Genomic DNA, 25,989 nt, shown 5'->3' on the forward strand with positions numbered 1-25,989 from the left:
CCGGCTCAGGCCGGTTTTTTTTATCGCTGACACGTTCAGCTCAGGGTAAATGCTGTTCTGCCTGGTAATGGCGAGTCTGGAATGGCATCAGCGTTTGAACCTTCAATCCAAGGCTTTCTGCTAACCCCCAAGAGACGGCTAATTGATCCTTGCGATTGCGTAACGAAACCATCTTTGGAGGTGCAACATCCTGCTTCGGCGTCGAGTGCGCGAAAAGCTGCAACGCATGCAGCGTTTCCAGCACGCGACTATCAGACACACAAGAGAAGCGCGTAAACCGCTCCAACAGGTAAGCCGCGCGACGGCGTTCTATATCGTCACTGTGATTTTTCAGAAACGCCTTAACCTCGCTTTCAACACTGGAATTCGAGTACCACACTTCTTTCGCAGCGTTCACCAGCGCGACGTCATCGGCCTGATTGAGAGGGCTCCTGACGAGAGTATCCAACGCGGATGAGAGGACGTGCGCGTCATTCACCTTCGTCATCTCCCTTCTCCAGATAGTCTTGCCAGTTAATTAGAAGAGCTTCGCGAGCAGGCTCGCTCCCACAGGTTGAGCAGTGTTCTCAAAATCCTGCACGACGTTGTGGGAGCCCGACTGCTGGCGATCAACGATGTCGCGTTATCAGGTTTGTGGATCGACCCGATCCAGCGCGCGGTTTACCGCGAGTTCGGCGAGCATGATGATTTGCTGGATCGCCAGAGCGGTGCTGCGTTGCAGGCCACTGAGTTCGTTGGCGAAGTTGCTGGCCATGGCACTGGCGGAGGCCAACGATTCGTAGGCGTGGGCTAGCAGGGTTTCGGTGTCGATGCTTGGGTTGACCAGGAACATTGTGCTGGACTGATGCGCCTGAGCGGGCTGCGGGGTGAAGTAGAAATCGACAGCGCGCTTGATGGCTTCACGGTCTTTCGTCAGGTCTTCAACCCGGATGGCGTCGACGGGTGGTGCTGTGGTTTCGTGGGGTGGATCGGGTATTAGCTTATCCATGTCTCAATTTCCTCTAATAAGTGCGAGAGCCACTTATTCCCGATCTCACTCGAAGAAAAGGTGGCAGCCATGTACGGGGTGAGATCACCGGTATGGATAAACCCGGCAGGACATTCGTCCACCCGCACACAGCCGCCATAGAGAATCGCGTCAGTTTAAGCTGGCAGCGATTATGGAGGGACATGCACAAGTATCCAAATGAATAGCCGGGGATCTCACACCCGGTCGCTGAATTGGCAGCGACAAGCAAAGCCTAGAGACCGGGCGTCCGAGGGACAACCTGAAAACCTTGTGGGAAGGTTCTGGTAATTCCACACACTCTTAAACACAAAACATCCCGTGTAGGAGCTGCGGAAGGCTCGGGCCGCGTTCGGACGATCTTTTGATCTGCCCTTTGACTGTAAAAAACCAAAGTCAAAAGATCGCAGCCTTCGGCAGCTCCTACAGGTGAGTACTGCACCAGATAGAAATTGGTCGGCTGTCAGGCCGCCATCGCTGGCAAGCCAGGCTCACACAGGGGTTGAGTACATCTGCGATGGATCCGTCAGCTGGCAGGACGCCTTCGCGAGCAAGCCCGCTCCCACAGTTTGAACCCGGTGTATTCAGGTAGAGATTGGTCGGCTGTCAGGCCACCATCGCCAGCAGGCTGGCTCCTACAATTTAGCAAGCGCACACCCCATGCGGCGAAGCCGCCCCACTCCAGGATGAGCGCAAGCTCGGCTGCAGCTCTTGATCTTGATCCACGGGCGACGTCGGAAGGCTGAGTGGAGGGATTGATCCGGGGGTGGGAGCGCAGCGACCGTTTGGCGCAGCCAAACACAGCGAGAGGAGGTGCAGCGAAGCAAACCGGAGGCGCTGCCCCCGGATCGATCCCGGAGCGAAGGGACCCCGAGCCCCAGCGAGCGGGCCGAACGTAGGAGCAAGACTTTTTGGTTACTTTTGAGGCGTTTGTCAAAAGTGACTCGCTGTAAGAGCGAAACCGCCAGCCGCCGCCCCCGAAGAAACGGATATTCACACAGTCAGCCAGAACATGGTCGCCTGTCAGGGCGCCATCGCGAGCAGGCTCACTCCTACAGAAAAGCAAATCGCAGCCAACAAAAAACCCGCAGACAATCACTCATCTGCGGGTTTCCCGTTCCAGCGGAAGGAAGATCAGAAATCCTCCAACCGCCACACCTCATAAGCCGGCGTCTCGTAAGGGTGACTCAACTTCAAAGCCGCCACCACATCACGAATCAACGCGTCACAAACGACAAGCTCAACCTTCCACTCCTCAACCCGCTCAACCTGCCCCGCCTCACCAATAAACGGCTGACTGCCGTCCAAAGGTCGAAACTGACCCAAGCCAAGCACCTGCCAAGCACAGTGGTCATAGTCCCCGATCCGCCCACCACCGGCAGCGAATACGGCGTCCTTGACCACCTCGACATGACTGTCAGGAACAAAAAACGCGAGCTTGTACACAGGCCTCAGTTCACCCAGACGCGAGCATTACGGAACATGCGCATCCAAGGAGCATCCTCGGTCCAGTCTTCCGAACGCCACGAGTTCTGCACCGCGCGGAACACACGCTCCGGGTGCGGCATCATGATCGTCACACGACCGTCGCGGCTGGTGAGACCGGTGATCCCGCGCGGCGAACCGTTCGGGTTGGCCGGGTAGGCTTCGGTGACCTTGCCGTGGTTGTCGACGAAACGCATCGCCACGCAACCGGACAGATCGGCCTCCAGCAACGCCTCTTCGCTTTCGAATTCGGCATGGCCTTCACCGTGAGCGATGGCAATCGGCATGCGCGAACCGGCCATGCCCTGCAGGAAGATCGAGTTCGACTCCTGGATCTGCACCATCGCCACACGCGCTTCGAACTGCTCGGAGCGGTTGCGCACGAAGTGCGGCCAGAACTCGCTGCCCGGGATCAACTCGTGCAGGTTGGACATCATCTGGCAACCGTTGCACACGCCAAGAGTGAAGCTGTCGTTACGCTCGAAGAACCCCTGGAACGCATCGCGGGCACGGCTGTTGAACAGGGCCGACTTGGCCCAGCCTTCACCGGCGCCGAGGACGTCGCCGTAGGAGAAACCACCGCAGGCCACCAGACCTTTGAACTCGTTCAGGTCGACACGGCCAGCGAGAATGTCGCTCATGTGCACGTCGATCGCGTTGAAACCGGCGCGGTCGAACGCTGCCGCCATTTCCACCTGACCGTTGACGCCCTGCTCACGCAGTACGGCAACCTGTGGGCGGATGCCTTTCTTGATGTAAGGCGCGGCGATGTCCTGGTTGACGTCGTAGCTCAGCTTGACGCTCAGGCCCGGGTTGTCTTCTTCCAGCAGCGCGTCGAACTCTTGCTCGGCGCAGTCGGCGTTGTCGCGCAGACGCTGGATCTGGTAGCTGGTCTCGGCCCACTGACGTTGCAGCAGACGACGCTGGCCTTCGAACACGGTGTCACCGTTGAAGGTGATGTTGATCTGGCCATTGTTCATCGGCTGACCGATCACCGACACGCAGTCACCCAGACCGGCCGCGCTGAACTGCGCGAGGATGTCCGGGGTGGCGTCCTGACGAACCTGGATCACTGCACCCAGTTCTTCGTTGAACAGGATCGCAGCGATTTCGGCCGAGTTTTCGGCAACGCTGTCCAGGTTCAGGCTCAGACCGCAGTGGCCGGCGAACGCCATTTCCACCACGGAGGTCAGCAGACCACCGTCGGAACGGTCGTGGTAAGCCAGCAGGTGACCGTCGGCGTTGAGGCCCTGGATCACCGCGAAGAAGGCTTTCAGGTCTTCGGCGTCATCGACGTCCGGAGCCTGCTTGCCGAGCTTGCCGTGAACCTGAGCAAGGATCGAAGCCCCCATACGGTTCTGACCACGACCGAGGTCGATCAGGATCAGGTCGGTGGTGCCCTTGTCCATGCGCAGTTCCGGGGTCAGGGTCTGACGGATGTCAGCCACTGGGGCGAAACCGGTCACGATCAGCGACATCGGCGAGGTCACGGTTTTTTCTTCACCGTTGTCATTCCAGCGGGTGGCCATGGACATCGAGTCCTTGCCGACCGGAATGGTGATGCCCAGCTCAGGGCACAGTTCCATGCCGACCGCTTTCACGGTGTCGTACAGACGCGCGTCTTCGCCTGGGTGGCCGGCGGCGGACATCCAGTTCGCCGACAGTTTGATGTCGGAGATCTTGTTGATGCGCGAGGCGGCAATGTTGGTCAGGGTTTCGCCGATGGCCATGCGGCCCGACGCCGGAGCGTCCAGCAACGCCAGCGGAGTCCGCTCGCCCATCGCCATCGCTTCACCGGTGTAGACGTCGAAACTGGTGGCGGTAACTGCGACATCGGCCACCGGAACCTGCCATGGGCCAACCATCTGGTCACGGGCCACGAGGCCGGTGATGGTGCGGTCGCCGATGGTGATCAGGAAGCTTTTGCTCGCCACGGCCGGGTGATGCAGGACGCGCTCGATGGACTCGCTGATGTCGAGGTTCGACGGATCGAAATCATCGCCCAGCTCGGCTTCGCGAACCACCGAACGGTGCATGCGCGGGGCCTTGCCCAGCAACACTTCCAGTGGCATGTCCACCGGGTTGTTGCCGAAGTGGCTGTCGGTCACGGTCAGTTGTGGCTCGGCAGTGGCTTCGCCGACCACGGCGAACGGGCAACGCTCGCGTTCGCAGATCGCCTTGAAGCGCTCGAAATCGGCCGGACCGACCGCCAGAACGTAACGTTCCTGCGATTCGTTGGACCAGATTTCGTGCGGGGCCATGCCCGGCTCGTCGTTGGGAATGTTGCGCAGTTCGAAACGGCCACCGCGGTCGCCGTCGTTGACCAGTTCCGGGAAGGCGTTGGACAGACCGCCCGCGCCCACGTCGTGGATGAAGCTGATCGGGTTCTTGTCGCCCAGTTGCCAGCAACGGTCGATGACTTCCTGGCAGCGACGCTCCATCTCAGGGTTTTCACGCTGTACGGAAGCGAAGTCGAGATCCGCCGAGCTGGTGCCGGTGGCCATCGAGGAAGCGGCACCGCCGCCCAGACCTATGAGCATGGCCGGGCCGCCAAGCACGATCAGCTTGGAGCCGACCAGAATCTCGCCTTTCTTGACGTGTTCTTCGCGGATGTTGCCCATGCCGCCGGCGAGCATGATCGGCTTGTGGTAGCCACGAACTTCGTCACCGTGCGGGGTGCTGATCGACTGTTCGAAGGTACGGAAGTAGCCAGTCAGGGCCGGACGCCCGAATTCGTTGTTGAACGCGGCGCCGCCCAGCGGGCCTTCGATCATGATGTCCAGCGCGGTAACGATGCGCTCAGGCTTGCCATACGGCACTTCCCACGGCTGTTCGAAGCCCGGGATCTGCAGGTTGGATACGGTGAAACCGGTCAGACCGGCCTTTGGCTTGGCGCCACGGCCGGTTGCACCTTCGTCGCGGATCTCGCCACCGGAACCAGTGGACGCGCCCGGGAACGGGGCGATCGCGGTCGGGTGGTTGTGGGTTTCGACCTTCATCAGAATGTGCACCGGCTCCTGCACCGCGCCGTACTGGCGGGTTTCCGGATCCGGGAAGAAGCGGCCGGCGACGTTGCCGACGATCACCGAAGCGTTGTCCTTATAAGCGGACAGCACGCCTTCGCTGTGCATCTGATAGGTGTTCTTGATCATGCCGAACAGGCTTTTTTCCTGGCTCTCGCCGTCAATATCCCAACTGGCGTTGAAGATCTTGTGGCGGCAGTGCTCGGAGTTGGCCTGGGCGAACATCATCAGTTCGATGTCGTGCGGGTTGCGCTTGAGACCGTTGAAGGCGTTGACCAGGTAATCGATCTCGTCTTCGGCCAAGGCCAGACCGAGTTCGGTGTTGGCTTTTTCCAGCGCGGCGCGACCGCCGCCGAGGATGTCGATCGCGGTCAGCGGCTTCGGCTCGGCGTGGCTGAACAGACCGGCGGCCTGTTCCAGATTGTTCAGAACGATCTGGGTCATGCGGTCATGCAGCACGTCGGCGATTTGCTGGGCTTCGGTGTCGCTGAACTGGCCGGCCACGTAGAACGCGATGCCGCGCTCCAGGCGCTGGATCTTGCTCAGGCCGCAGTTGCGGGCGATGTCGCTGGCCTTGCTCGACCATGGCGAGATGGTGCCGAAACGCGGCAACACCAGAAACAGACGACCGGTCGGCTCTTGTACCGGAACGCTTGGGCCGTACTTCAGAAGGCGCGCAAGCACCTGCTGTTCGTCGCCGGTCAGGACGCCGGTGACTTCGGCGAAGTGAGCGAATTCAGCATACAGGCCACTGACAGCTGGAACCTTCTGGCTCAGTTGCTCAAGGAGTTTGCTGTGGCGAAAGGCAGAAAGGGCAGGAGCGCCGCGCAGGATCAACATCTTCGGGACAGCCTCGGGAAGGGGTGTGCTTTGAGGCCGTGCATTCTAGCCTAAACCGCCCTCAACATCACCCGAAACGCTACGCACGGTTGCACTCGGATATCAATCTGTGTTTCTGCCTTTGAAGTCAAATTTCGAGGGTGTGCGGGCAGCGCTTATTTTTTCTGTCACAAAATGCCGTTCAGCCCCATTCCTGCGGGGTTTCGTGCGGTTTTGTGATCTCTAGCAGACAAGCCCTTCACTGTCGAGATATGGCGCCCGCAGCCGTTTGCGTATACTGCGCAGATGTTTTTCCCAACGGCTTTGCGTCCGCGGTACGCCAAATGGCTGATCGCAACCGGACTCTTCCTGATGCTCGGTGGTTGTGTTGATAAACCCAACACACTCGAGCGCGTAAAGGAGGATGGTGTGCTGCGGGTGATTACCCGTAACAGCCCCGCCACCTACTTCCAGGATCGCAGCGGTGAAACCGGCTTCGAATACGAGCTGGTGAAGCGCTTCGCCGACGATTTGGGGGTCGAGCTGAAGATCGAGACCGCCGACAACCTCGATGACCTGTTCAACCAGATCGGCAAGCCGAACGGCCCGGTGCTGGCCGCGGCCGGCCTGGTCAGCAGCGAGGAGCGCAAGAAACAGGTGCGCTTCTCCCACTCCTACCTCGAAGTGACCCCGCAGATCATCTATCGCAACGGCCAGTCGCGACCGACCGACCCGGCTGATCTGGTCGGCAAGAAGATCATGGTGCTCAAGGGCAGCACCCACGCCGAACAGCTGGCCGAGTTGAAAAAGAAATTTCCCGGCATCGAATACGAAGAGTCCGACGCCGTTGAAGTGGTCGACCTGTTGCGCATGGTCGATGAAGGCCAGATCGACCTGACGCTGGTCGACTCCAACGAAGTGGCGATGAACCAGGTGTACTTCACCAACATCCGCGTGGCCTTCGACCTCGGCGATGCCCGCAGCCAGAGCTGGGCGGTGGCCGCCGGCGAAGACAACAGCCTGCTCAACGAGATCAACGCCTACCTCGACAAGGTGCAGAAGAACGGCACCCTGCAGCGCCTGAAAGACCGCTATTACGGCCACGTCGATGTCCTCGGCTACATGGGCGCCACTACCTTCGCCCAGCACTTGCAGCAGCGCCTGCCCAAATACGAACAGCACTTCAAGACCTACGCCAAGAAAGAGAAAGTCGACTGGCGCCTGCTGGCGGCCATCGGTTATCAGGAATCGCTGTGGCAACCGGCGGTCACGTCGAAAACCGGTGTGCGCGGCCTGATGATGCTGACCCAGAACACCGCTCAGGCCATGGGCGTGTCGAACCGCCTCGATCCCAAGCAGAGCATCATGGGCGGCGCCAAGTACCTGGCCTACATGAAGGATCAGCTCGACGAGTCGATTCAGGAGCCGGACCGCACCTGGTTCGCGCTGGCGGCGTACAACGTCGGCAGCGGTCACCTCGATGACGCACGCAAACTGGCGTCCCGCGAGGGCTTGAACCCGGACAAGTGGCTGGACGTGAAGAAGATGCTGCCGCGCCTGTCGCAGAAGCAGTGGTACAGCAAGACCCGCTACGGCTACGCCCGGGGCGGCGAACCGGTGCATTTCGTGGCGAACATTCGTCGCTACTACGACATCCTGACCTGGGTGACCCAGCCGCAGCTTGAAGGCGATCAGGTGGCCGAGGGCAATCTGCATGTGCCCGGCATCGACAAGACCAAGCCGGCGCAAGAGCCTGCGCCGCTTTAATCAGCCCCCTGAATCCCCTGTGGGAGCGGGCTTGCTCGCGAATGCGGTGTATCAGTCAAAGAATATGTCGACTGACACACCGCATTCGCGAGCAAGCCCGCTCCCACATTGGGTTCTGGGTTGTTGATTAGTGCTTGGCGGCAGCCAGGATCAGCGCCTTCATCTCGGACACTGCGGACTTGAACCCGACGAACAACGCATGCGCCACCAGCGCATGGCCGATGTTCAGTTCGTTGATGCCCTTGATCGCCGCCACGGCTTCGACGTTGTGGTAATGCAGGCCATGCCCGGCATTGACGATCAGGCCTTGCGCCAGACCAAACGCCACGCCGTCCGCCACGCGTTTCAACTCTTCAGCCACTTCGGTCGGGGTTTCGGCGTCGGCGTAGCGCCCGGTGTGCAGCTCGATGGCCGGCGCACCGATGCGCTTCGACGCAGCGATCTGGCGTTCGTCGGCATCGATGAACAGCGACACTTCGCTGCCGATCTTCGACAGGCGCTCGACCGCTGCCCTGATGCGTTCCTCCTGCCCCGCTACGTCCAGGCCGCCTTCAGTGGTCAGCTCCTGACGGGTTTCCGGCACCAGGCAGATGTGCGCCGGACGGATGTGCTCGGCGAACGCCATCATTTCTTCGGTGACGCCCATTTCAAAGTTCATGCGAGTCTGCAGCACATCCTTGAGCAGCAACACGTCGCGCTCCTGAATGTGCCGGCGGTCTTCGCGCAGGTGCACGGTGATGCCGTCGGCGCCCGCCTCTTCCGCGTCCAGCGCAGCCTTGACCGGATCCGGGTAGCGCGTGCCACGGGCCTGACGCAGGGTGGCGACGTGGTCGATGTTCACGCCAAGAAGAATGCGATTGCTGGTGGTCACGGATGCGCTCCTGAAGGGAAAGATTCGGCGCACAGCATATCAGGGCTTGCGAAAGAGCTCGCGGCTGACGAGGGGGCGACCGCCCAGATGAACGGCCAATGCCTGACGCATCAGACGCTTGGCCGCCGACAGTGCGCCGGGGGCGGACCAATCGGCTTCAGCCATGGCCAGTAATTCAACGCCGTTGAACAAGCCCGGTTGCAGCAGGTAGACACGCTCAAGCCCGGCATCCACTTGCAGGCGATAGAGACCGTCCGGCGCGACGGGTTCGCTGTGGATATCGGTGTTCAGGGAAAAGCCGTAACCGAGATCGTCCAGCAGGCGCCATTCAAAGGAGCGCAACAACGGCTCCAGCGGGCGACCTTCGGCCAGCGCCAACAGCGTGGCAGCATAGTGATCGAACACCGCCGGGTGCGGGTCTTCGGCGGGCAGCAGGCGGATCAGCAGTTCATTGAGATAGAGGCCGCTGAACAGCGCCTCGCCGACCATCCAGGTCGCATTACCGGCACTTTCCATGCGCCCGACATTCTTCAGCTCACCCTTGCCACGAAACTCGACTTCCAGCGGCACGAACGGTCGCGCCAGTGTCCCGGCCTTGCCCCGCGCACTGCGCAGCACCGCCCGCAGCCGACCTTGCGGCGTGAGGAAGTCGACCAGCGCGCTGGTTTCGCGGTAGGCGCGCGAATGCAGGACGTAGGCGAGTTGGGCGGGAGGCGGGGTTTGCGACATGAAGTTCTCGATGAAGAAACGCGGTTTTGCACACAACCCAAAACTACTGTGGGAGCGGGCTTGCTCGCGAATGCGGTGAATCAGTCAAAGTATCTGTCGACTGACACTGCGCATTCGCGAGCAAGCCCGCTCCCACAGGGGGTTCTCTGATGGATCAGAAAACCGCTATTACAGGTCGCCGTAACCCAGCGAACGCAGTGCACGCTCGTCGTCGGACCAGCCGCCCTTCACCTTGACCCACAGGTTGAGCATGATCTTGGAGTCGAACAGCAGCTCCATGTCCTTGCGCGCTTCGGTGCCGATGCGTTTGATGCGCTCGCCCTTGTCGCCAATGATGATCTTCTTCTGGCCGTCACGTTCGACGAGGATCAGCGCATGGATGTGCAGGGTCTTGCCCTGCTGCTTGAACTCTTCGATCTCGACGGTGATCTGGTACGGCAGCTCGGCACCCATCTGGCGCATGATTTTCTCGCGCACCAGTTCGGCGGCGAGGAAACGGCTGCTGCGGTCGGTGATCTGGTCTTCCGGGAAGAAGTGATCGTTCTCCGGCAGATGATCGGCGATGACCTTTTCCAACGCGTCGAGGTTGTGCCCGTGCTGCGCGGAAATCGGGATGATCTGCGCGTTCGGCAGCTGTTCCTGCAACCACGACAGGTGCGGCATCAGCTCGGCCTTGTCTTCGATGCGGTCGGTCTTGTTCAGCGCGACGATCAGCGGGCCGGTCACGTACTGCACGCGCTCCAGCACCATCTGGTCTTCTTCGGTCCACTTGGTGCGGTCGACCACGAAGATCACCACGTCGACGTCTTTCAACGCCGCCGAAGCGGTCTTGTTCATGTAGCGGTTCAGGGCCTTTTCGCCACCCTTGTGCATGCCGGGGGTGTCGACGTAGATCGCCTGCACGTCACCCTCGGTCTTGATCCCGAGCATGTTGTGGCGGGTGGTCTGCGGCTTGCGCGAGGTGATCGCGAGCTTCTGGCCGAGGATGTGGTTCAGCAGCGTCGACTTACCGACGTTGGGACGGCCGACGATGGCAACGTAGCCACAGCGAGTTGCGTTTGTATCAGTCATTGCCATTCTCCACGCCCAGGGCAATCAGTGCTGCGGCGGCCGCTACCTGTTCGGCAATACGACGGCTCACACCCTGACCCCGGCTTTTTTCATTCAATAAGACAACTTCGCACTCGACGAAGAAGGTACGGCAGTGCGGCTCACCCTGGATGTCCACCACTTCGTAGCGTGGCAGTTCGCACCCGCGCGATTGCAGGTGTTCCTGCAGACGGGTCTTGGGATCCTTGTTGGTGTCGACCAGCGTCAGGCCTTCGAACTCGCCGGCCAGCCAGGCCAGTACCCGCTCGCGGGCGACATCCATGCCGGCATCGAGGTAGATCGCACCGATCAGCGCTTCGAGGGCATCGGCCAGAATCGATTCGCGACGGAAGCCACCGCTTTTCAGTTCGCCCGAACCCAGACGCAGGTAATCGCCCAGGTCGAAACCACGGGCCAGCACGGCCAGTGTCTCACCCTTCACCAGGCGTGCGCGCAAACGCGACAACTGGCCTTCGCGGGCCAGCGGGAAGCGATCGAACAGCGCTTCGCCGGCGACGAAATTGAGGATGGCATCGCCGAGGAATTCCAGGCGTTCGTTGTTACGCCCGGCAAAGCTGCGGTGCGTGAGGGCCAGCAGCATCAGCTCCTGATCCTTGAAGGTGTAACCGAGCTGGCGCTCGAGACGGCTTAGAGAAACGCTCACGGTTTACCCACGCTGAGTTCGTGGCTGGATTCCACCGCCATCGCCGGGGTACGGCGCAGGCCTGGGACAATTAACGCTGTGTTCAAAAATTACATCCTGAATATCGTGGCTTCATGCCCCGGAGCCGATTTGTGTCGACTCCAGAAATGCATTCGGCGCTGTGGTCAACAGCGCCGTGTTTGATTACTTGATCAGGCCAACCCGCGAGAAATTCGGCAGGTGGCTGAGTTTCGGTTCCGGCCAGCTCATCCAGACAGCGAAGGCTTTGCCGACGATATTCTGGTCGGGAACCATGCCCAGCAGATCCTTGGGAATGTTCGGGTCATCCCAGTAGCGACTGTCGTTGGAGTTGTCGCGGTTGTCGCCCATCATGAAGTAGTGCCCGGCCGGCACGGTCCAGGTATGGTCCGGCGTAGCGCGGTAGCGGCTCATTTCCTTGCGGATCAGGTGCTCGGCGGCGCCGAGTTTTTCCTTGTAGAGTTCCGCGCTGCCCAGCGTGCCCGGCTCGGAGCCGACCAGTTGCTCGGCAATCGACTCGCCATTGACGAACAGACGCTTGTCGGCGGTGTACCGCACCGTGTCGCCCGGCAGGCCGACTACACGCTTGATGTAGTTGACGTTCGGGTCGCTCGGGTAGCGGAACACCATCACATCGCCACGCTGTGGATCACCGACTTCGATGACTTTCTTGTCGATCACCGGCAGGCGGATCCCGTAAGAAAACTTGTTCACCAGAATGAAGTCGCCGACGTCCAGGGTCGGTTTCATCGAGCCGGACGGGATCTGGAACGGTTCCACCAGGAACGAACGCAGCACCAGCACGATGAACAGCACCGGAAAGAACGACTTGCCGTATTCAACCAGCAACGGCTCTTTGTTCAGTTTCTCGACCACCACGGGCTCGGGCTGGCTGACACTGCCTTGATAAGAGGCAATGGCAGCACGCCGACGCGGCGCCAGGAACAGCAGATCGAGCAACGCCAACAGGCCGCAGACGAACACGGCGATGACCAGCAACAGCGGGAAATTTAGTGACATAGGACCTGACTATTCCAACCTGAGCACGGCAAGGAAGGCTTCTTGTGGAATTTCCACGTTGCCGACCTGCTTCATGCGTTTCTTACCGGCCTTTTGCTTTTCAAGCAGCTTTTTCTTACGGCTTACGTCACCGCCGTAGCATTTGGCCAATACGTTCTTTCTGAGTGCCTTGACGGTGGTCCGGGCGACGATCTGACCGCCAATGGCAGCCTGGATGGCCACGTCGAACATCTGACGAGGAATCAGTTCTTTCATCTTCTCGGTCAACTGGCGACCTTTGAAGTGCGAATTGTCACGGTGCACGATCAACGCCAGGGCGTCGACCTTGTCACCGTTGATCAGCACGTCCAGTTTCACCAGATTAGCCGATTGGTAACGATCGAAATGGTAATCCAGCGAAGCATAGCCGCGACTGGTGGATTTGAGGCGGTCGAAGAAGTCCAGGACCACTTCGTTCATCGGCAAGTCATAAGTGACCTGCACCTGATTGCCGAGGAACAGCATGTCGACCTGTACGCCGCGTTTCTCGATGCACAGGGTGATGACGTTACCCAGGTGCTCCTGCGGAACCAGGATGTTGGCCCGCACGATTGGCTCGCGCATGTCTTCGATCGCCGACACATCCGGAAGCTTGGATGGGTTGTCGACGTAAATCGTTTCACCGGTTTTCAGCACCAGTTCGAAAATTACCGTTGGCGCGGTGGTGATCAGGTCCAGGTCGTATTCGCGCTCCAGGCGCTCCTGGATGATCTCCATGTGCAGCATGCCGAGGAAGCCGCAACGGAAGCCGAAGCCCAGTGCATCGGAACTTTCCGGGGTGTACTGCAGCGACGAGTCGTTCAGGGTCAGTTTCTGCAGCGCTTCGCGGAAGTCCTCGAAGTCGTCGGAGCTGACCGGGAACAGACCGGCGTAAACCTGTGGCTGAATGCGTTTGAAGCCGGGCAGCACCGGGACATCCGGAGTCGAGCTCAGGGTCAGGGTGTCACCGACCGGCGCACCGTGAATGTCCTTGATGCTGGCAATGATGAAGCCCACTTCACCGGCCTTGAGGTCAGCGGTGGCGGTGTGTTTCGGGTTGAACACACCGACGCTGTCGACCAGGTGGATCTTGCCGGTGGATTTCACCAGAATCTTGTCGCCCTTCTTCACGCGGCCATGACGCACGCGCACCAAGGAGACAACGCCCAGGTAGTTGTCGAACCAGGAGTCGATGATCAACGCTTGCAGCGGATCTTCGATGTTGCCGGTCGGCGCAGGAATGGTCGCGACCAGACGCTCGAGCACTTCGTCGACCCCCAGACCGGTCTTGGCGCTGCAGGTGACGGCGTCGGTGGCGTCGATGCCGATGATCTTTTCGATCTCGTCCTTGACGCGGTCCGGCTCGGCCTGTGGCAGGTCGATCTTGTTCAGCACCGGCATGACCTCAAGGCCCTGCTCGATCGCGGTGTAGCAGTTGGCCACGGACTGAGCTTCAACACCCTGACCGGCATCGACCACCAGCAACGCACCTTCACACGCCGCCAGGGAACGGCTGACTTCGTAGGTGAAGTCGACGTGGCCCGGGGTGTCAATGAAGTTCAGCTGGTAGGTGACGCCATCTTTGGCTTTGTAATAGAGAGTAACGCTGTGGGCCTTGATGGTGATCCCGCGTTCGCGCTCCAGATCCATGGAATCCAATACCTGGGCTTCCATTTCACGCTCGGCCAGGCCACCGCACATCTGGATGAAACGGTCAGCCAGCGTCGACTTGCCATGGTCAATGTGGGCGATGATGGAGAAATTGCGGATATGACTCAAATCACTCACGGATCAACACTCAAAAAGGCTGCAGGCTTGGCCCGCCGAAAAATAGCCGGGAATTGTACCTGATACACGGCGCAAGCGTCACGTTCGCCTGTCACCCGGATTGCATACGAAAACGCCCCGATCTGTCGACCGAGGCGTTTTCGCGATTAAAGCATTGGCAACAACGCGGCCATCAACCGGCCCTTCGCAGCAACCAGACGCCTGCCAGCGCACAGACCGTGGCCGGCACCAGCACCGCGAACAGCGGCGAGAAACCGAACACCAGGCTCGATGGACCGAGCAAATCCTGGACGATGCGGAAGGTGAAGCCCACCAGCACACCGGTGAACACCCGCTGACCGAGGGTGACCGAGCGCAACGGACCGAAAATGAAGGAAATCGCCATCAGCACCAGTGCAGCGGTGACCAGCGGCTGCAACACCTTGACCCAAAATGCCAGCCAGTAACGACCGTTGCTCAGGCCCTGATCCGCCAGATAGTGGATATAGCCCCACAGACCGGAAATGGACAGTGCTTCAGGCGCCATCACCACCGTGTTGAGCAATTGCGGACTCAGCGACACGTCCCACTCCTCGCTCGGCGCATTCACCACTTCGGTACTGCGCTCGTGGAAAACCGTGGTAGCTACGTCGGTGAGCAGCCAGCGCTTGCCGTCGAAATCCGCACGTTTGGCGAAACTGGAGCTCAGCAGGTGGCGCTCTTTGTCGAAGTGATAGCGGGTCACGCCATACAACAGGCCGTTGGGTTGCACGGCGTTGATATGGATGAACTCCTCACCCTGACGGTGCCACATGCCGTGCTTGGCGCTCTGCGCGTCGCCGCTGCCTTGCGCCAGCGAGCGATTGGCCTGGGCCATGCTTTCGGTGGCCGGGGCCACGTACTCGCCAATCAGCACGCCGGCCAGCATCAGCACCAGCATTGGCTTCATGACCGCCCAGACGATGCGCCCGATGGACACACCCGCCGCACGCATGACCGTCAGCTCACTGCTGCTGGCCAGACTGCCGAGGCCGATCAGACAGCCGATCAGCGCGGCCATCGGCAGCATTTCATACAAGCGACGTGGCGCGGTGAGGATGACGAAGCTCAGCACATCGGTCAGCGTATAGGTATCGCTGACGTCGCCCATCTCGTCGATGAAAGCGAACAGTGTCGCCAGACCCAGAATGATCGCCAGCACGGCGATGATCGCCATGAACACACTGCTGCCGATGTAGCGGTCGAGTTTAACCACGGGCCACCTCCAGCGCAGCGCTGCGACGGCTGGCCAGTTTCAGGCGCATGGGCTCCCAGTACAACAGGCCGAGACCGATGACCAGGAAGATCCCGTGCACCCACCACAAACCGAGGCCCGACGGGATCTTGCCTTTTTCGAGGGCGCCGCGGGCGGCAATCAGGATGGTCAGGTAAGCCATATAAAGAAGAATCGCCGGCAGCAGCTTCAGGAAACGGCCCTGACGCGGATTGACCCGCGACAGCGGCACCGCCATCAGAGTCACGATGAATACCAGCAACGGCAGCGAAAGGCGCCATTGCAGTTCGGCCTTGGAGCGCACGTCGTCATTGCTCAGCAGGGTCGAAGTGGGGATCGCATCACGGTCGGTGACTTCGTCACTGGCATCAGGTTTGGGCAGCAATACGCCGTAGGTGTCGTATTGGATCGCACGATAATCGGCCTGGCCCGGACTGCCGTCATAGCGATAGCCATTGTGCAGGATCAGGTAGCGGTTGCCGTCCGGACGGATTTCCTGACGGCCCTTCTCGGCCACCAGCACGGAAATCCCTCGGTCTTTCTGATCGGAACCGAGGTTCTTCTGCGAGATGAACACACCGCTGAGGTTGACGCGATCATCAGTCAGCGTTTCGGTGTAGGTCACCCGGGTGCCGTCACGCAACTCCTGAAAACGGCCAGGCTCTAGGGTATCGAACTCGGTCAGGGCGTCCTGCTTGTTCAGCAACAGCTGAAACTGGGTGGCGCCCTGCGGGGCCAGGCTCAGGCTCAGCCACGCGACCACCAGTGCCACCAGCGTTGCCGGGAACAGGGTCATGCGCAGCAGACGCTGCTGACTCATGCCGGTGGCCGAGAGCACGGTCATTTCGCTTTCGAGGTACAACCGGCCGTAAGCCAGCAGGATCCCGAGAAACAGCCCCAATGGCAGGATCAGTTGCATGAAACCCGGCAGGCGGTAACCCATGATCAGGAACAGCGATCCCGGATCGAGTTGGCCCGCAGCGGCCTGGGCAAGGTATTTGATGAAGCGACCGCTCATGATGATGACCAGCAGCACGGCGCTGACGGCGCTCAGGGTCAACATCACTTCACGGGACAGATAACGGAAGACGATCAAACCAGACACTCCAGGGTTGTCAGGCTAAGGCGGCCAAACAAGCAAACGTTTCGAGCGGCCCGCAAGGCAGAGCCGTCGAAAAAAGATGCGGCATTATCCTGTGATTGAGGGCGCCTGTCACTGCGCACACTCACCCAAGCGTGTAATCGGTTGAAGATCGTGCCGCCGAGGGTTGTCAGGCGCAGGGAGCGAGGTTCAAACTGCCGCCTTTGTCGCAGGCACTGGCCTGCGTCTCTTCTATCTATAAGCAGGCGACTGCGGACACCGTCGAACGCCTGTGTGTTGACCATTCATTCAGGGATCCGGACATGGAACTGGTTGTAAAAAGCGTTAGCCCAGAAACGTTGAAAACCGCCACCCTGGTGGTTGCCGTCGGCGAAGGCCGCAAACTCGGCGTGGCCGCCAAACAGGTCGACGAGCTGAGCGGCGGCGCGATCAGCGCCGTACTCAAGCGTGGCGATCTGGCCGGCAAGGTCGGTCAAAGCCTGCTGCTGCACAGCCTGCCGAACCTCAAGGCCGAGCGCGTGCTGCTGGTCGGCGTGGGCAAGGATGAAGAACTGGGCGACCGTCCGTTCCGTAAAATCGTTGCCGGCATCCTCAATACCCTGAAAGGTCTGGGCGGCAGCGACGCCGTACTGGCCCTGGATGAAATCATCGTCAAAAACCGCGACAGCTACGGCAAGACCCGTCTGCTGGCGGAAACCCTGGTGGACGGCGAATACACTTTCGACCAGTTCAAGAGCCAGAAAGCCGAACCGCGCACCCTGAAGAAAATCACCCTGCTGACCATCAAGGCAGCCCAGGCTGAAGTGCAGCGCGCCGTGACCCACGCCACCGCGATCGCCAACGGCATGGCCTTCACCCGCACGCTGGGCAACCTGCCGCCGAACATCTGCCACCCGACGTTCCTTGGCGAGCAAGCCAAGAACCTCGGCAAAGAGTTCAAGGACCTGAAAGTCGAAGTCCTCGACGAGAAGAAGATCAAAGCGCTGGGCATGGGTTCGTTCTACGCCGTCGGCCAGGGCAGCGCCCAGCCGCCGCGCCTGATCGTCATGCAATACAACGGTGGCAAGAAATCCGAGAAGCCTTACGCGCTGGTCGGTAAAGGCATCACCTTCGACACCGGCGGCATCAGCCTCAAGCCGGGCGCCGGCATGGACGAGATGAAATACGACATGGGCGGCGCCGCCAGCGTGTTCGGCACCCTGCGTGCGGTGCTCGAGCTGAAGCTGCCGATCAACCTGGTGTGCATCCTCGCCTGCGCCGAAAACATGCCGAGCGGCACTGCTTCGCGTCCGGGCGACATCGTCACCACCATGAGCGGCCAGACCGTGGAAATCCTCAACACCGACGCCGAAGGCCGTCTGGTGCTGTGCGACGCCCTGACCTACTCCGAGCGCTTCAAGCCGCAAGCCGTGATCGACATCGCCACCCTGACCGGTGCCTGCGTGGTTGCACTGGGCGCCCACACTTCGGGCCTGCTGGGCAACAACGACGAGCTGATCGGGCAACTGCTCAGCGCCGGTAAAGCCGCTGACGACCGCGCCTGGCAACTGCCGCTGTTCGACGAATACCAGGAGCAACTGGACAGCCCGTTCGCCGACATCGCCAACATTGGCGGGCCGAAGGCCGGCACCATCACCGCTGCGTGCTTCCTGTCGCGCTTCACCAAGAACCTCAACTGGGCGCACCTGGACATCGCGGGCACCGCGTGGACCAGCGGCGGCAAGGACAAGGGCGCCACCGGTCGTCCGGTGCCGCTGCTGACTCAATACCTGCTGGACCGCGCCAAAGCCTGAAACCGATGAACCTGGGCGGCGTCACTTTACGGTGACGCCGCTCAAGGCTCAGGAACCGCAATGACCAAAGTCGACTTCTATATCCTGCCCAGCGCCGATCCTTCGGCTCGCCTGGATTTTGCCTGCAAGCTCACCGAGAAAGCCTGGCGCATGGGTCATCGCATCTACCTGCATTGCTGCGATGCTGCCCAGCGTGACGATCTCGATGCGCGCCTGTGGGCGTTCAAGGGCGAAACGTTCGTGCCCCACGGCCCTGCCGAGAGCGAACCGGACGGTTTGATCGTGCTGGGACTGGGCGCTGACTGCGGCGCGCATCAGGACCTGCTGGTCAACCTCGACCTGAAAGTCCCGGCCTTCGCCAGCCAATTCGCCCGCGTGGCGGAAGTGGTGGTGGAAGATCCGGTGATTCGCGCGGCGGCACGGGAGAGTTTCCGTTTCTACCGCGAACAGGGCTATCCTCTGCAAGATCACCGTTTACAGCGACTCTGAGTACGCCGATGGACACTCCAAAACCGCTGCAAAAGCCTGCGCACCTGCTGGACGATCTCGAATCGATCCGCCAGTTGCTCGGCGATGACAACCTGCAACCGCCACTGCTGACCGACACGGTCGATGACGGTGAACAGGAACAGATTCCGATGTTGTTCGAGGCCGTCGACACCGCGCCGCCCGCCATCGAACCGCCCCAAGCTCCGGCCCCGGCGCCTGCTGCCAAACCGGCAGCACCTGTGGATAAAGGCCCGGACGCCCTGCTGCACCTGGACAGCGAACTGCGCGCCGCCGCGCAATTGATCATGCAGGACGTGATCGACGACTTCGCGCCGCACATCGAAACCGAAATCAAACGCCGCCTCGAGGCGCGGATGGAGCGGTTGCTCAGCCAATACGAATAACCCCGGCCTTCGGTATTTTTTGTGGCGAGGGAGCTTGCTCCCGCTGGGGTGCGAAGCGCCCCAAAAACCATTCAACAGTGTTTCGTCCGCGAAGCCTGCGTGGCAGTTTTTACGACTGCTGCGCAGCCGAGCGGGAGCAAGCTCCCTCGCCACAGAGTTCGCGATCACATTTAGATCTCCACCCGGCCCGCCCCGCTCGCCCTCGGCCCCATGCCCCGCTATACTTCCCGGCTTTTCCTGAATAAATGCCAATAGGGTCCCGCCGCGCATGGATAAGACCTACCAGCCGCACGCCATTGAAACTTCCTGGTACAACACCTGGGAGTCCGAGAACTATTTCGCACCGCAAGGCGCGGGCGATTCCTACACCATCATGATCCCGCCGCCGAACGTCACCGGCAGCCTGCATATGGGTCACGGTTTCAACAACGCGATCATGGACGCCCTGATCCGTTTCCGCCGCATGCAGGGTCGCAACACCCTGTGGCAGCCCGGCACCGACCACGCAGGTATCGCCACGCAGATGCTGGTGGAGCGTCAACTGGAAGCCACCGGCCAGAACCGTCACTACCTGGGCCGCGAGAAATTCCTCGAGAAAGTCTGGGAGTGGAAGGATCAGTCCGGCGGCAACATCAGCCGGCAGATCCGCCGCCTCGGCTCGTCCGTGGACTGGAGCCGCGAGCGCTTCACCATGGACGACGGTCTCTCGGAAGCGGTTAAAGAAGCCTTCGTGCGCCTGCACGAAGACGGTTTGATCTATCGCGGCAAGCGTCTGGTCAACTGGGATACCAAGCTGCACACGGCGATTTCCGACCTCGAAGTGGAAAACCACGACGAGAAAGGTTTCCTGTGGAACCTCAAGTACCCGCTGGCCGACGGCGCGAAAACCGCTGAAGGCAACGATTTCCTGATCGTCGCGACCACCCGTCCGGAAACCATGCTCGGCGACTCCGCCGTCGCGGTTAACCCGAACGACGAACGCTACAAAGCCCTGATCGGCAAATTCGTCGAGCTGCCACTGGTTGGCCGCCGCATCCCGATCATCGCCGACGATTACTGCGATCCAGAATTCGGCACCGGCTGCGTGAAAATCACCCCGGCGCACGATTTCAACGACTACGAAGTCGGCAAGCGCCACAACCTGCCGCTGCTGAACATCTTCGACAAGAACGCCAACGTGCTGCCCGCCGCCCAGGTGTTCAACCTCGACGGCACGCTGAACGACAGCATCGACGGCAAGATCCCGGCCGAGTACGCCGGTCTCGAGCGTTTCGAAGCGCGCAAGCAGATCGTCGCTGCGTTCGACGCCGCCGGCCTGCTGGTCAGCGTCGACGATCACAACCTGAAAGTGCCGAAAGGCGACCGCTCCGGCACCGTCATCGAGCCGTGGCTGACCGACCAGTGGTACGTTTCCACCAAGCCGCTGGCTGAGCCGGCGATTGCTGCCGTTGAAGACGGCCGTATCCAGTTCGTGCCGAAGCAGTACGAAAACATGTACTTCTCGTGGATGCGCGACATCCAGGACTGGTGCATCAGCCGTCAGCTGTGGTGGGGCCATCGGATTCCGGCCTGGTACGACGAGTCGGGCAAGGTCTACGTCGGTCGCGACGAAGCCGAAGTGCGTGCCAAGCACAACCTCGGCCCGGACGTTGCGCTGCAACAGGACAACGACGTGCTCGACACCTGGTTCAGCTCGGGCCTGTGGACCTTCTCCACCCTCGGCTGGCCGGAAAAGACCGAATTCCTGAAGAAATTCCACTCCACCGACGTGCTGGTCACCGGTTTCGACATCATTTTCTTCTGGGTTGCCCGGATGATCATGCTGACGATGCACCTGATCAAGAACGAGGACGGCACCCCGCAGGTGCCGTTCAAGACCGTTTACGTACACGGTCTGGTGCGTGATGGCCAGGGCCAGAAGATGTCCAAGTCCAAGGGCAACGTCCTGGACCCGCTGGACATCATCGACGGTATCGAGCTGGAAGCCCTGGTGCAGAAGCGCACCTCCGGCATGATGCAGCCGAAACTGGCGAAGAAGATCGAGAAGCAGACCCGCGACGAGTTCGCCGACGGCATCGCCAGCTACGGCACCGACGCCCTGCGCTTCACCTTCTGCTCGCTGGCGTCCACCGGTCGCGACATCAAGTTCGACATGGGCCGCGTCGAAGGCTATCGCAACTTCTGCAACAAGATCTGGAACGCCGCGCGTTATGTTCTGGACAAGGGCGAAGACTGCGGCCAGAACGGTGAAGCCTACGAGCTGTCGCTGGCGGATCGCTGGATCATCTCGCAGCTGCAACGCACTGAAGCCGAAGTGACCCGTCAACTGGATCAATTCCGTTTCGACCTCGCCGCGCAAGCGCTGTACGAGTTCATCTGGAACCAGTACTGCGACTGGTACCTGGAACTGTCCAAGCCAGTGCTGTGGGACGAAAACGCCCCGGTCGAGCGTCAGCGCGGCACCCGTCGCACGCTGGTGCGCGTACTGGAAGTGGCGCTGCGTCTGGCGCACCCGTTCATGCCGTTCATCACTGAAGAAATCTGGCAGCGCATCGCGCCGCTGGCCGGCATTCAGGGCAAGACGATCATGCTGCAACCTTGGCCGGTGGCCAACGAGGAGCGCATCGATCCGGCCGCCGAAGACGACATCGAATGGCTCAAGGGTCTGATGCTCGGCACACGCAACATCCGTGGCGAGATGAACATTGGCCCGGGCAAACCGCTGCCGATCTACCTGAAGAACGTCAGCGCTGAAGATCAGCGTCGTCTGACCGAGAACGAAGCACTGTTGAAGAAGCTGGCGCGTCTGGAGTCGATCACCGTTCTGGCCGCTGGCGAAGAAGCGCCGCTGTCCGCCACCGCGCTGGTCGGCGAGATGGAAGTGCTGGTGCCGATGGCCGGTCTGATCGACAAGGGCGCCGAACTGGCGCGTCTGGACAAGGAAATCCTGCGTCTGCAGGGCGAAGTTCAGCGCGTTGGTGGCAAGCTGTCGAACGCCGGTTTCGTTGACAAGGCCCCGGCCGAAGTCATCGAGAAGGAACGCGCCAAGCTGGCCGAGGCTGAACAAGCCCTGGGCAAACTGGCCGAGCAGCACGCGCGGATTTCCAGCCTGTAACGGCAAGCCGCAATGAACAAGGGAGGCCCGCAACGGCCTCCCTTTTTTATTCAAGAATCGCCAAAAATCCCCTGTGGGAGCGGGCTTGCTCGCGAATGCGGTGTGTCATTCAACCTATGTGTTGGCGGACACGCCGCTTTCGCGAGCAAGCCCGCTCCCACAGTTTGAACGGTGTTGCCTTTAGATGTGGGACAATACCCGCCACTTTCAGCCATACCCGAATCGATCACACCCATGAACGCCCCCCGCACACCCAAACCTGCGCGCAAGAAGCCTGATGCCGCGACCCCGACCAAAGCCGTTGAGTCGCGTGAAAAGGCCAGCCTGCACCCGCGCAATCGCCATCAGGGTCGCTATGACTTCCCGGCGCTGATCAAGACCACGCCGGAACTGGCGAAGTTCGTGATCACCAACCCGTACGGCAAGGAAAGCATCGACTTCGCCAGCCCCGATGCGGTGCGTGTGTTCAACCGGGCGCTGCTCAAGTCCTTCTACGGCATCGAGCATTGGGACATTCCCGCGGATTACCTGTGCCCACCGGTCCCGGGCCGTGCCGATTACGTGCACTTCCTCGCCGACCTGCTGGCGAGCATGAACGACGGCAAGGTCCCGCGCGGCGCGATCGTCAATGTGCTGGACATCGGCATGGGTGCCAACTGCGTGTATCCGCTGATCGGCAACAGCGAATACCGCTGGCACTTCCTCGGTTCGGAAATCGACCCGACGGCCGTGGCCGCCGCCCGAGCCATCGTCCAGTCCAACGACCTGAACAAGGTCATCAAGCTGCGCCAGCAGGAAAACCGCAAGCACATCCTGATTGGTCTGCTGGAGCCGGGCGAGCGCTTTGACCTGACCATGTGCAACCCGCCGTTCCATGCTTCGATGGAAGAGGCGACCAAGGGCAGCGAGCGCAAATGGCGCGCACTGGGCAAGGCCGATCCGAAACGCAAGCTGCCAGTGCTGAACTTCGGTGGTCAGTCCGCCGAGCTGTGGTGTGAGGGCGGTGAAGCGCGTTTCGTGACGCAACTGATCGCCGAGAGTGCGAACTTCCAGCACAAGGTGCTGTGGTTCAGCACGCTGGTGTCGAAAGCCTCGAACCTGCCCGCCATCGAAACCGCGCTGAAGAAGGCCGGCGTGCTGGAAAGCCAGGTGGTGGAGATGTCGCAAGGGCAGAAGCAGAGCCGTTTTGTGGCGTGGACCTTCCAGACCAAGTCGGAGCAGCAGATCTGGCGTCGCGAGCGCTGGACGCGCTAAACATTGCATAGACCGGCGCAGGTCAATTGTGGGAGCGAGCCTGCTCGCGAAGGCGGCGTGTCAGTTAACTTCATTATTGACTGACGCAGCGCTTTCGCGAGCAGGCTCACTCCTACAAAGGTTCAAGGTGCATCGCCAAATCGCAGACACAAAAAAACCGTGCCCGGATCGCTCCGGTGCACGGTTTTTTTATCGCTGCGTCTTACTTGTTCACAGCGTCGGTCAGGCCTTTGGCCACAACCAGCTTGATCACTTTCTTGGCAGGGATTTCGATGGCAGCGCCAGTCGAAGGGTTACGGCCAGTGCGGGCAGGACGCTCAGTCACTTTCAGCTTGCCGATACCTGGCAAGGTGATTTCGCCGCCGTTTTCCAGCTGATCGGCAACGATTTGGCCCAGTTGGTCCAGAGCGTTACGCGCGGTGGTTTTCGGCGCGTCGATAGCTTCAGCGATGTCGGCGATCAGTTGGTCTTTAGTAAGAGCCATGTAGTGTTCCTTCCCTATCAAATTCATATGGATTGCAGAGTGCAGTGTCAGCCATCGAGCCCGATCTTCTGGATCTGGCACCCTCGGCGATAACCACGACGAGTCGGGTTATAGATGCCGAAATCAGGGTTTGGTTCGACCTGACAAATGCTGATTGCACGCTTAACGCAGTGACTTCGCGTAAGACCGGGCAAAACTAGCACAGAGACGGGGAAATATCCGCCTCTAGCTACCCATTTGGTCAGGTTTATTGCTCTAAATCGGTAAAAAACTGCATAAGGACTGCCACCCGCCCCGGATTTGCCCTTCACCCCGCGCCAAAACCAGTGGTTGCGGTACACTGGGCGCTTTTTCGGGGGAGCCTGCCCTCCTCCCTTCCACCAGCCGAGAAGCCCATGCCGATCCGTCATTGCATCGTCCACCTGATCGACAAAAAACCCGACGGCACGCCCGCAGTTCTGCACGCCCGTGACTCTGAACTGGCTGAGTCCGCGGCCATCGAGAACATGCTCGCCGACCTCAACGAGAGCTACAACGCCAAACAGGGCAAAGCCTGGGGCCTGTTCCATCCGGAATCCGGCGCGTTCCCGTTCAGCGGCTGGCTGAAGGAATACATGGACGGTGGCAAGGACTTCGCCGCGTTCAGCAAAGTCGCGGTCGAGCATCTGCAGAAGTTGATGGAAGAGTCGAACCTGTCGGTCGGCGGCCACGTGCTGTTCGCCCACTATCAGCAAGGCATGACTGACTACCTGGCGATCGCCCTGCTGCACCACAGTGAAGGCGTGGCGGTGACCGATGAGCTGGACGTGACCCCGTCGCGTCACCTCGACCTCGGCCAATTGCACCTGGCGGCGCGGATCAACGTGTCCGAGTGGCAGAACAACAAGCAGTCCAAGCAGTACATCTCGTTCATCAAGGGCAAGAACGGTAAGAAGGTTTCGGAATACTTCCGCGACTTCATCGGCTGCCAGGAAGGCGTCGACGGCCCGGGTGAGACGCGCACCCTGCTCAAAGCCTTCAGCGACTTCGTCGAGAGCGAAGACCTGCCGGAAGACTCCGCCCGCGAAAAAACCAAGACCCTGGTCGATTACGCCAGCAGCCAGGCCAAGCTCGGCGAGCCGATGGGCCTGGAAGAGCTGTCGGAGCTGATCGACGAAGAACGCCCGAAAGCCTTTTACGACCACATCCGCAACAAGGACTACGGTCTGTCGCCGGAGATTCCGGCGGACAAACGCACGCTCAACCAGTTCCGCCGCTTCACCGGCCGCGCCGAAGGTCTGTCGATCAGCTTTGAAGCGCACCTGCTGGGTTCGAAGATCGAATACGACGAAGAGGCCGGCACCCTGATCATCAAGGGCCTGCCAACCTCGCTCACTGATCAGCTCAAGCGTCGCAACTGATGCTCGGTAATGTGCTGAAGAAGGTCGCACTGGTTCTGCTGGTGGTCGTGGTCTATCAGAACTGGGGCAAGATCGAGCGGGTGTTCAACCCGTCGCAAATGGTCTCGGAGCAGGTTCGTGCCAACGCCAGCGTCGTGCTGTATTCCACCGACTGGTGCGGCTACTGCAAGCAGACCAAGCGTTTTCTCGACAGCAAAGGGATTGCGTTCCAGGAGTTCGACATCGAGAAGGATGCCGAGGCGCGCAAGGCGTATGAAGCGCTGGGTGGACGCGGGATTCCGCTGATTGATGTGAATGGCACGTTGATTCGCGGGTTCGCCCCGGACGAGATCCTCGCGGCCCTGAAATAACACAGCTCCTCTGTGGTGAGGGGATTTATCCCCGATCGGCGGCGAAGCC

The 25,989-nt window shown here is 60.5% G+C and carries 21 protein-coding genes; 8 read left to right on the forward strand and 13 right to left on the reverse strand.

All coding sequences use genetic code 11. The features are described 5' to 3' along the window. Positions 1-40: 40 nt before the first annotated feature. From JFU48_RS02090 to purL, 4 genes are all read right to left on the reverse strand, one after another. Positions 41-487: a hypothetical protein gene (locus JFU48_RS02090; protein ID WP_007967820.1), complete on the reverse strand. Its 447-nt coding sequence runs from the start codon at positions 485-487 to the stop codon at positions 41-43. A gap of 138 nt (positions 488-625) precedes the next feature. Further along, entirely contained in the window at positions 626-988 is a 363-nt protein-coding gene (locus tag JFU48_RS02095; RefSeq protein ID WP_098967366.1) for a DUF6124 family protein, read from the reverse strand. A 1,152-nt stretch (positions 989-2,140) separates the two neighbouring features. Continuing rightward, a complete protein-coding gene (locus JFU48_RS02100) occupies positions 2,141-2,452 on the reverse strand; it encodes a Nif3-like dinuclear metal center hexameric protein (RefSeq protein ID WP_045122306.1) in 312 nt (103 codons plus the stop codon). A 5-nt stretch (positions 2,453-2,457) separates the two neighbouring features. After that, positions 2,458-6,354, reverse strand: a complete 3,897-nt coding sequence (gene purL, locus JFU48_RS02105; protein ID WP_201135730.1) for a phosphoribosylformylglycinamidine synthase — start codon at positions 6,352-6,354, stop codon at positions 2,458-2,460. A gap of 285 nt (positions 6,355-6,639) precedes the next feature. Here purL and mltF point away from each other — a divergent pair, with 285 nt between their 5' ends. Next, the gene (gene mltF, locus JFU48_RS02110; protein ID WP_080593223.1) at positions 6,640-8,100 is read left to right on the forward strand and encodes a membrane-bound lytic murein transglycosylase MltF; all 1,461 of its coding nucleotides are present in this window, start codon (positions 6,640-6,642) and stop codon (positions 8,098-8,100) included. Positions 8,101-8,227: 127 nt separating this feature from the next. Here mltF and pdxJ read toward each other — a convergent pair whose 3' ends face one another. From pdxJ to lptF, 8 genes are all read right to left on the reverse strand, one after another. Then, positions 8,228-8,971, reverse strand: coding sequence for a pyridoxine 5'-phosphate synthase (gene pdxJ, locus JFU48_RS02115; protein WP_201135731.1), 744 nt, complete (start codon positions 8,969-8,971; stop codon positions 8,228-8,230). 39 nt (positions 8,972-9,010) lie between these two features. Then, positions 9,011-9,700: a DNA repair protein RecO gene (recO, locus tag JFU48_RS02120; RefSeq protein WP_103484915.1), complete on the reverse strand. Its 690-nt coding sequence runs from the start codon at positions 9,698-9,700 to the stop codon at positions 9,011-9,013. A gap of 168 nt (positions 9,701-9,868) precedes the next feature. Then, on the reverse strand, positions 9,869-10,771 hold the full coding sequence (gene era / locus JFU48_RS02125; RefSeq protein ID WP_003221935.1) for a GTPase Era: 903 nt from the start codon (positions 10,769-10,771) through the stop codon (positions 9,869-9,871). Next, complete coding sequence (gene rnc / locus JFU48_RS02130; protein WP_024011703.1) at positions 10,764-11,453, reverse strand: ribonuclease III; 690 nt, start codon at positions 11,451-11,453, stop codon at positions 10,764-10,766. Before rnc ends, era begins: the two co-directional genes overlap by 8 nt. Positions 11,454-11,636: 183 nt before the next feature. Further along, positions 11,637-12,491 carry a signal peptidase I gene (gene lepB / locus JFU48_RS02135; RefSeq protein WP_003221931.1) on the reverse strand — a complete coding sequence of 285 codons (855 nt, stop codon included), beginning with the start codon at positions 12,489-12,491 and terminating at the stop codon, positions 11,637-11,639. 9 nt (positions 12,492-12,500) lie between these two features. Then, positions 12,501-14,297 carry a translation elongation factor 4 gene (gene lepA / locus JFU48_RS02140; RefSeq protein ID WP_003221926.1) on the reverse strand — a complete coding sequence of 599 codons (1,797 nt, stop codon included), beginning with the start codon at positions 14,295-14,297 and terminating at the stop codon, positions 12,501-12,503. 172 nt (positions 14,298-14,469) lie between these two features. Continuing rightward, the gene (gene lptG, locus JFU48_RS02145) at positions 14,470-15,531 is read right to left on the reverse strand and encodes an LPS export ABC transporter permease LptG (RefSeq protein ID WP_003221924.1); all 1,062 of its coding nucleotides are present in this window, start codon (positions 15,529-15,531) and stop codon (positions 14,470-14,472) included. Beyond that, entirely contained in the window at positions 15,524-16,645 is a 1,122-nt protein-coding gene (gene lptF / locus JFU48_RS02150; protein WP_201135732.1) for an LPS export ABC transporter permease LptF, read from the reverse strand. The genes lptG and lptF overlap by 8 nt, the downstream gene beginning before the upstream one ends. A 308-nt stretch (positions 16,646-16,953) precedes the next feature. Between lptF and JFU48_RS02155 the strand changes: the two genes are divergently transcribed. From JFU48_RS02155 to rlmF, 5 genes are all read left to right on the forward strand, one after another. Continuing rightward, positions 16,954-18,444 (forward strand): leucyl aminopeptidase, encoded by a 1,491-nt coding sequence (locus tag JFU48_RS02155; protein WP_103484916.1) that lies wholly within the window; start codon positions 16,954-16,956, stop codon positions 18,442-18,444. Positions 18,445-18,504: 60 nt separating this feature from the next. Beyond that, positions 18,505-18,933 carry a DNA polymerase III subunit chi gene (locus JFU48_RS02160; protein ID WP_201135733.1) on the forward strand — a complete coding sequence of 143 codons (429 nt, stop codon included), beginning with the start codon at positions 18,505-18,507 and terminating at the stop codon, positions 18,931-18,933. Positions 18,934-18,941: 8 nt separating this feature from the next. Beyond that, entirely contained in the window at positions 18,942-19,337 is a 396-nt protein-coding gene (locus tag JFU48_RS02165) for a hypothetical protein (RefSeq protein WP_003221916.1), read from the forward strand. A gap of 268 nt (positions 19,338-19,605) precedes the next feature. Beyond that, positions 19,606-22,452 carry a valine--tRNA ligase gene (locus JFU48_RS02170; protein WP_201135734.1) on the forward strand — a complete coding sequence of 949 codons (2,847 nt, stop codon included), beginning with the start codon at positions 19,606-19,608 and terminating at the stop codon, positions 22,450-22,452. Between the two features lie 234 nt (positions 22,453-22,686). Beyond that, positions 22,687-23,706 (forward strand): 23S rRNA (adenine(1618)-N(6))-methyltransferase RlmF, encoded by a 1,020-nt coding sequence (rlmF, locus tag JFU48_RS02175; RefSeq protein WP_201135735.1) that lies wholly within the window; start codon positions 22,687-22,689, stop codon positions 23,704-23,706. A 202-nt stretch (positions 23,707-23,908) separates the two neighbouring features. Here the strand turns inward: rlmF and JFU48_RS02180 are convergent, their stop codons facing one another. After that, entirely contained in the window at positions 23,909-24,190 is a 282-nt protein-coding gene (locus tag JFU48_RS02180) for an HU family DNA-binding protein (RefSeq protein WP_003221909.1), read from the reverse strand. Positions 24,191-24,585: 395 nt separating this feature from the next. On the opposite strand from JFU48_RS02180, the gene yejK reads away from it, so the two are divergent. Together yejK and JFU48_RS02190 are read left to right on the forward strand one after the other, a co-directional pair. After that, entirely contained in the window at positions 24,586-25,590 is a 1,005-nt protein-coding gene (gene yejK, locus JFU48_RS02185; RefSeq protein ID WP_003221908.1) for a nucleoid-associated protein YejK, read from the forward strand. After that, the gene (locus JFU48_RS02190) at positions 25,590-25,940 is read left to right on the forward strand and encodes a glutaredoxin family protein (RefSeq protein WP_201135736.1); all 351 of its coding nucleotides are present in this window, start codon (positions 25,590-25,592) and stop codon (positions 25,938-25,940) included. Before yejK ends, JFU48_RS02190 begins: the two co-directional genes overlap by 1 nt. Positions 25,941-25,989: the final 49 nt, after the last annotated feature.

It is taken from the genome of Pseudomonas sp. TH49 (assembly GCF_016650625.1).
In the GTDB taxonomy this organism is placed as follows: Bacteria; Pseudomonadota; Gammaproteobacteria; order Pseudomonadales; family Pseudomonadaceae; genus Aquipseudomonas; species Aquipseudomonas fluorescens_H.

Coding starts and splice junctions, on each gene's coding strand:
- JFU48_RS02090 (WP_007967820.1), bottom strand. CDS start 487: ATGACGAAGGTGAATGACGCGCACGTCCTCTCATCCGCGTTGGATACT.
- JFU48_RS02095 (WP_098967366.1), bottom strand. CDS start 988: ATGGATAAGCTAATACCCGATCCACCCCACGAAACCACAGCACCACCC.
- purL (WP_201135730.1), bottom strand. CDS start 6,354: ATGTTGATCCTGCGCGGCGCTCCTGCCCTTTCTGCCTTTCGCCACAGC.
- mltF (WP_080593223.1), top strand. CDS start 6,640: ATGTTTTTCCCAACGGCTTTGCGTCCGCGGTACGCCAAATGGCTGATC.
- recO (WP_103484915.1), bottom strand. CDS start 9,700: ATGTCGCAAACCCCGCCTCCCGCCCAACTCGCCTACGTCCTGCATTCG.
- era (WP_003221935.1), bottom strand. CDS start 10,771: ATGACTGATACAAACGCAACTCGCTGTGGCTACGTTGCCATCGTCGGC.
- lepB (WP_003221931.1), bottom strand. CDS start 12,491: ATGTCACTAAATTTCCCGCTGTTGCTGGTCATCGCCGTGTTCGTCTGC.
- JFU48_RS02155 (WP_103484916.1), top strand. CDS start 16,954: ATGGAACTGGTTGTAAAAAGCGTTAGCCCAGAAACGTTGAAAACCGCC.
- JFU48_RS02160 (WP_201135733.1), top strand. CDS start 18,505: ATGACCAAAGTCGACTTCTATATCCTGCCCAGCGCCGATCCTTCGGCT.
- JFU48_RS02165 (WP_003221916.1), top strand. CDS start 18,942: ATGGACACTCCAAAACCGCTGCAAAAGCCTGCGCACCTGCTGGACGAT.
- JFU48_RS02170 (WP_201135734.1), top strand. CDS start 19,606: ATGGATAAGACCTACCAGCCGCACGCCATTGAAACTTCCTGGTACAAC.
- rlmF (WP_201135735.1), top strand. CDS start 22,687: ATGAACGCCCCCCGCACACCCAAACCTGCGCGCAAGAAGCCTGATGCC.
- JFU48_RS02180 (WP_003221909.1), bottom strand. CDS start 24,190: ATGGCTCTTACTAAAGACCAACTGATCGCCGACATCGCTGAAGCTATC.
- yejK (WP_003221908.1), top strand. CDS start 24,586: ATGCCGATCCGTCATTGCATCGTCCACCTGATCGACAAAAAACCCGAC.
- JFU48_RS02190 (WP_201135736.1), top strand. CDS start 25,590: ATGCTCGGTAATGTGCTGAAGAAGGTCGCACTGGTTCTGCTGGTGGTC.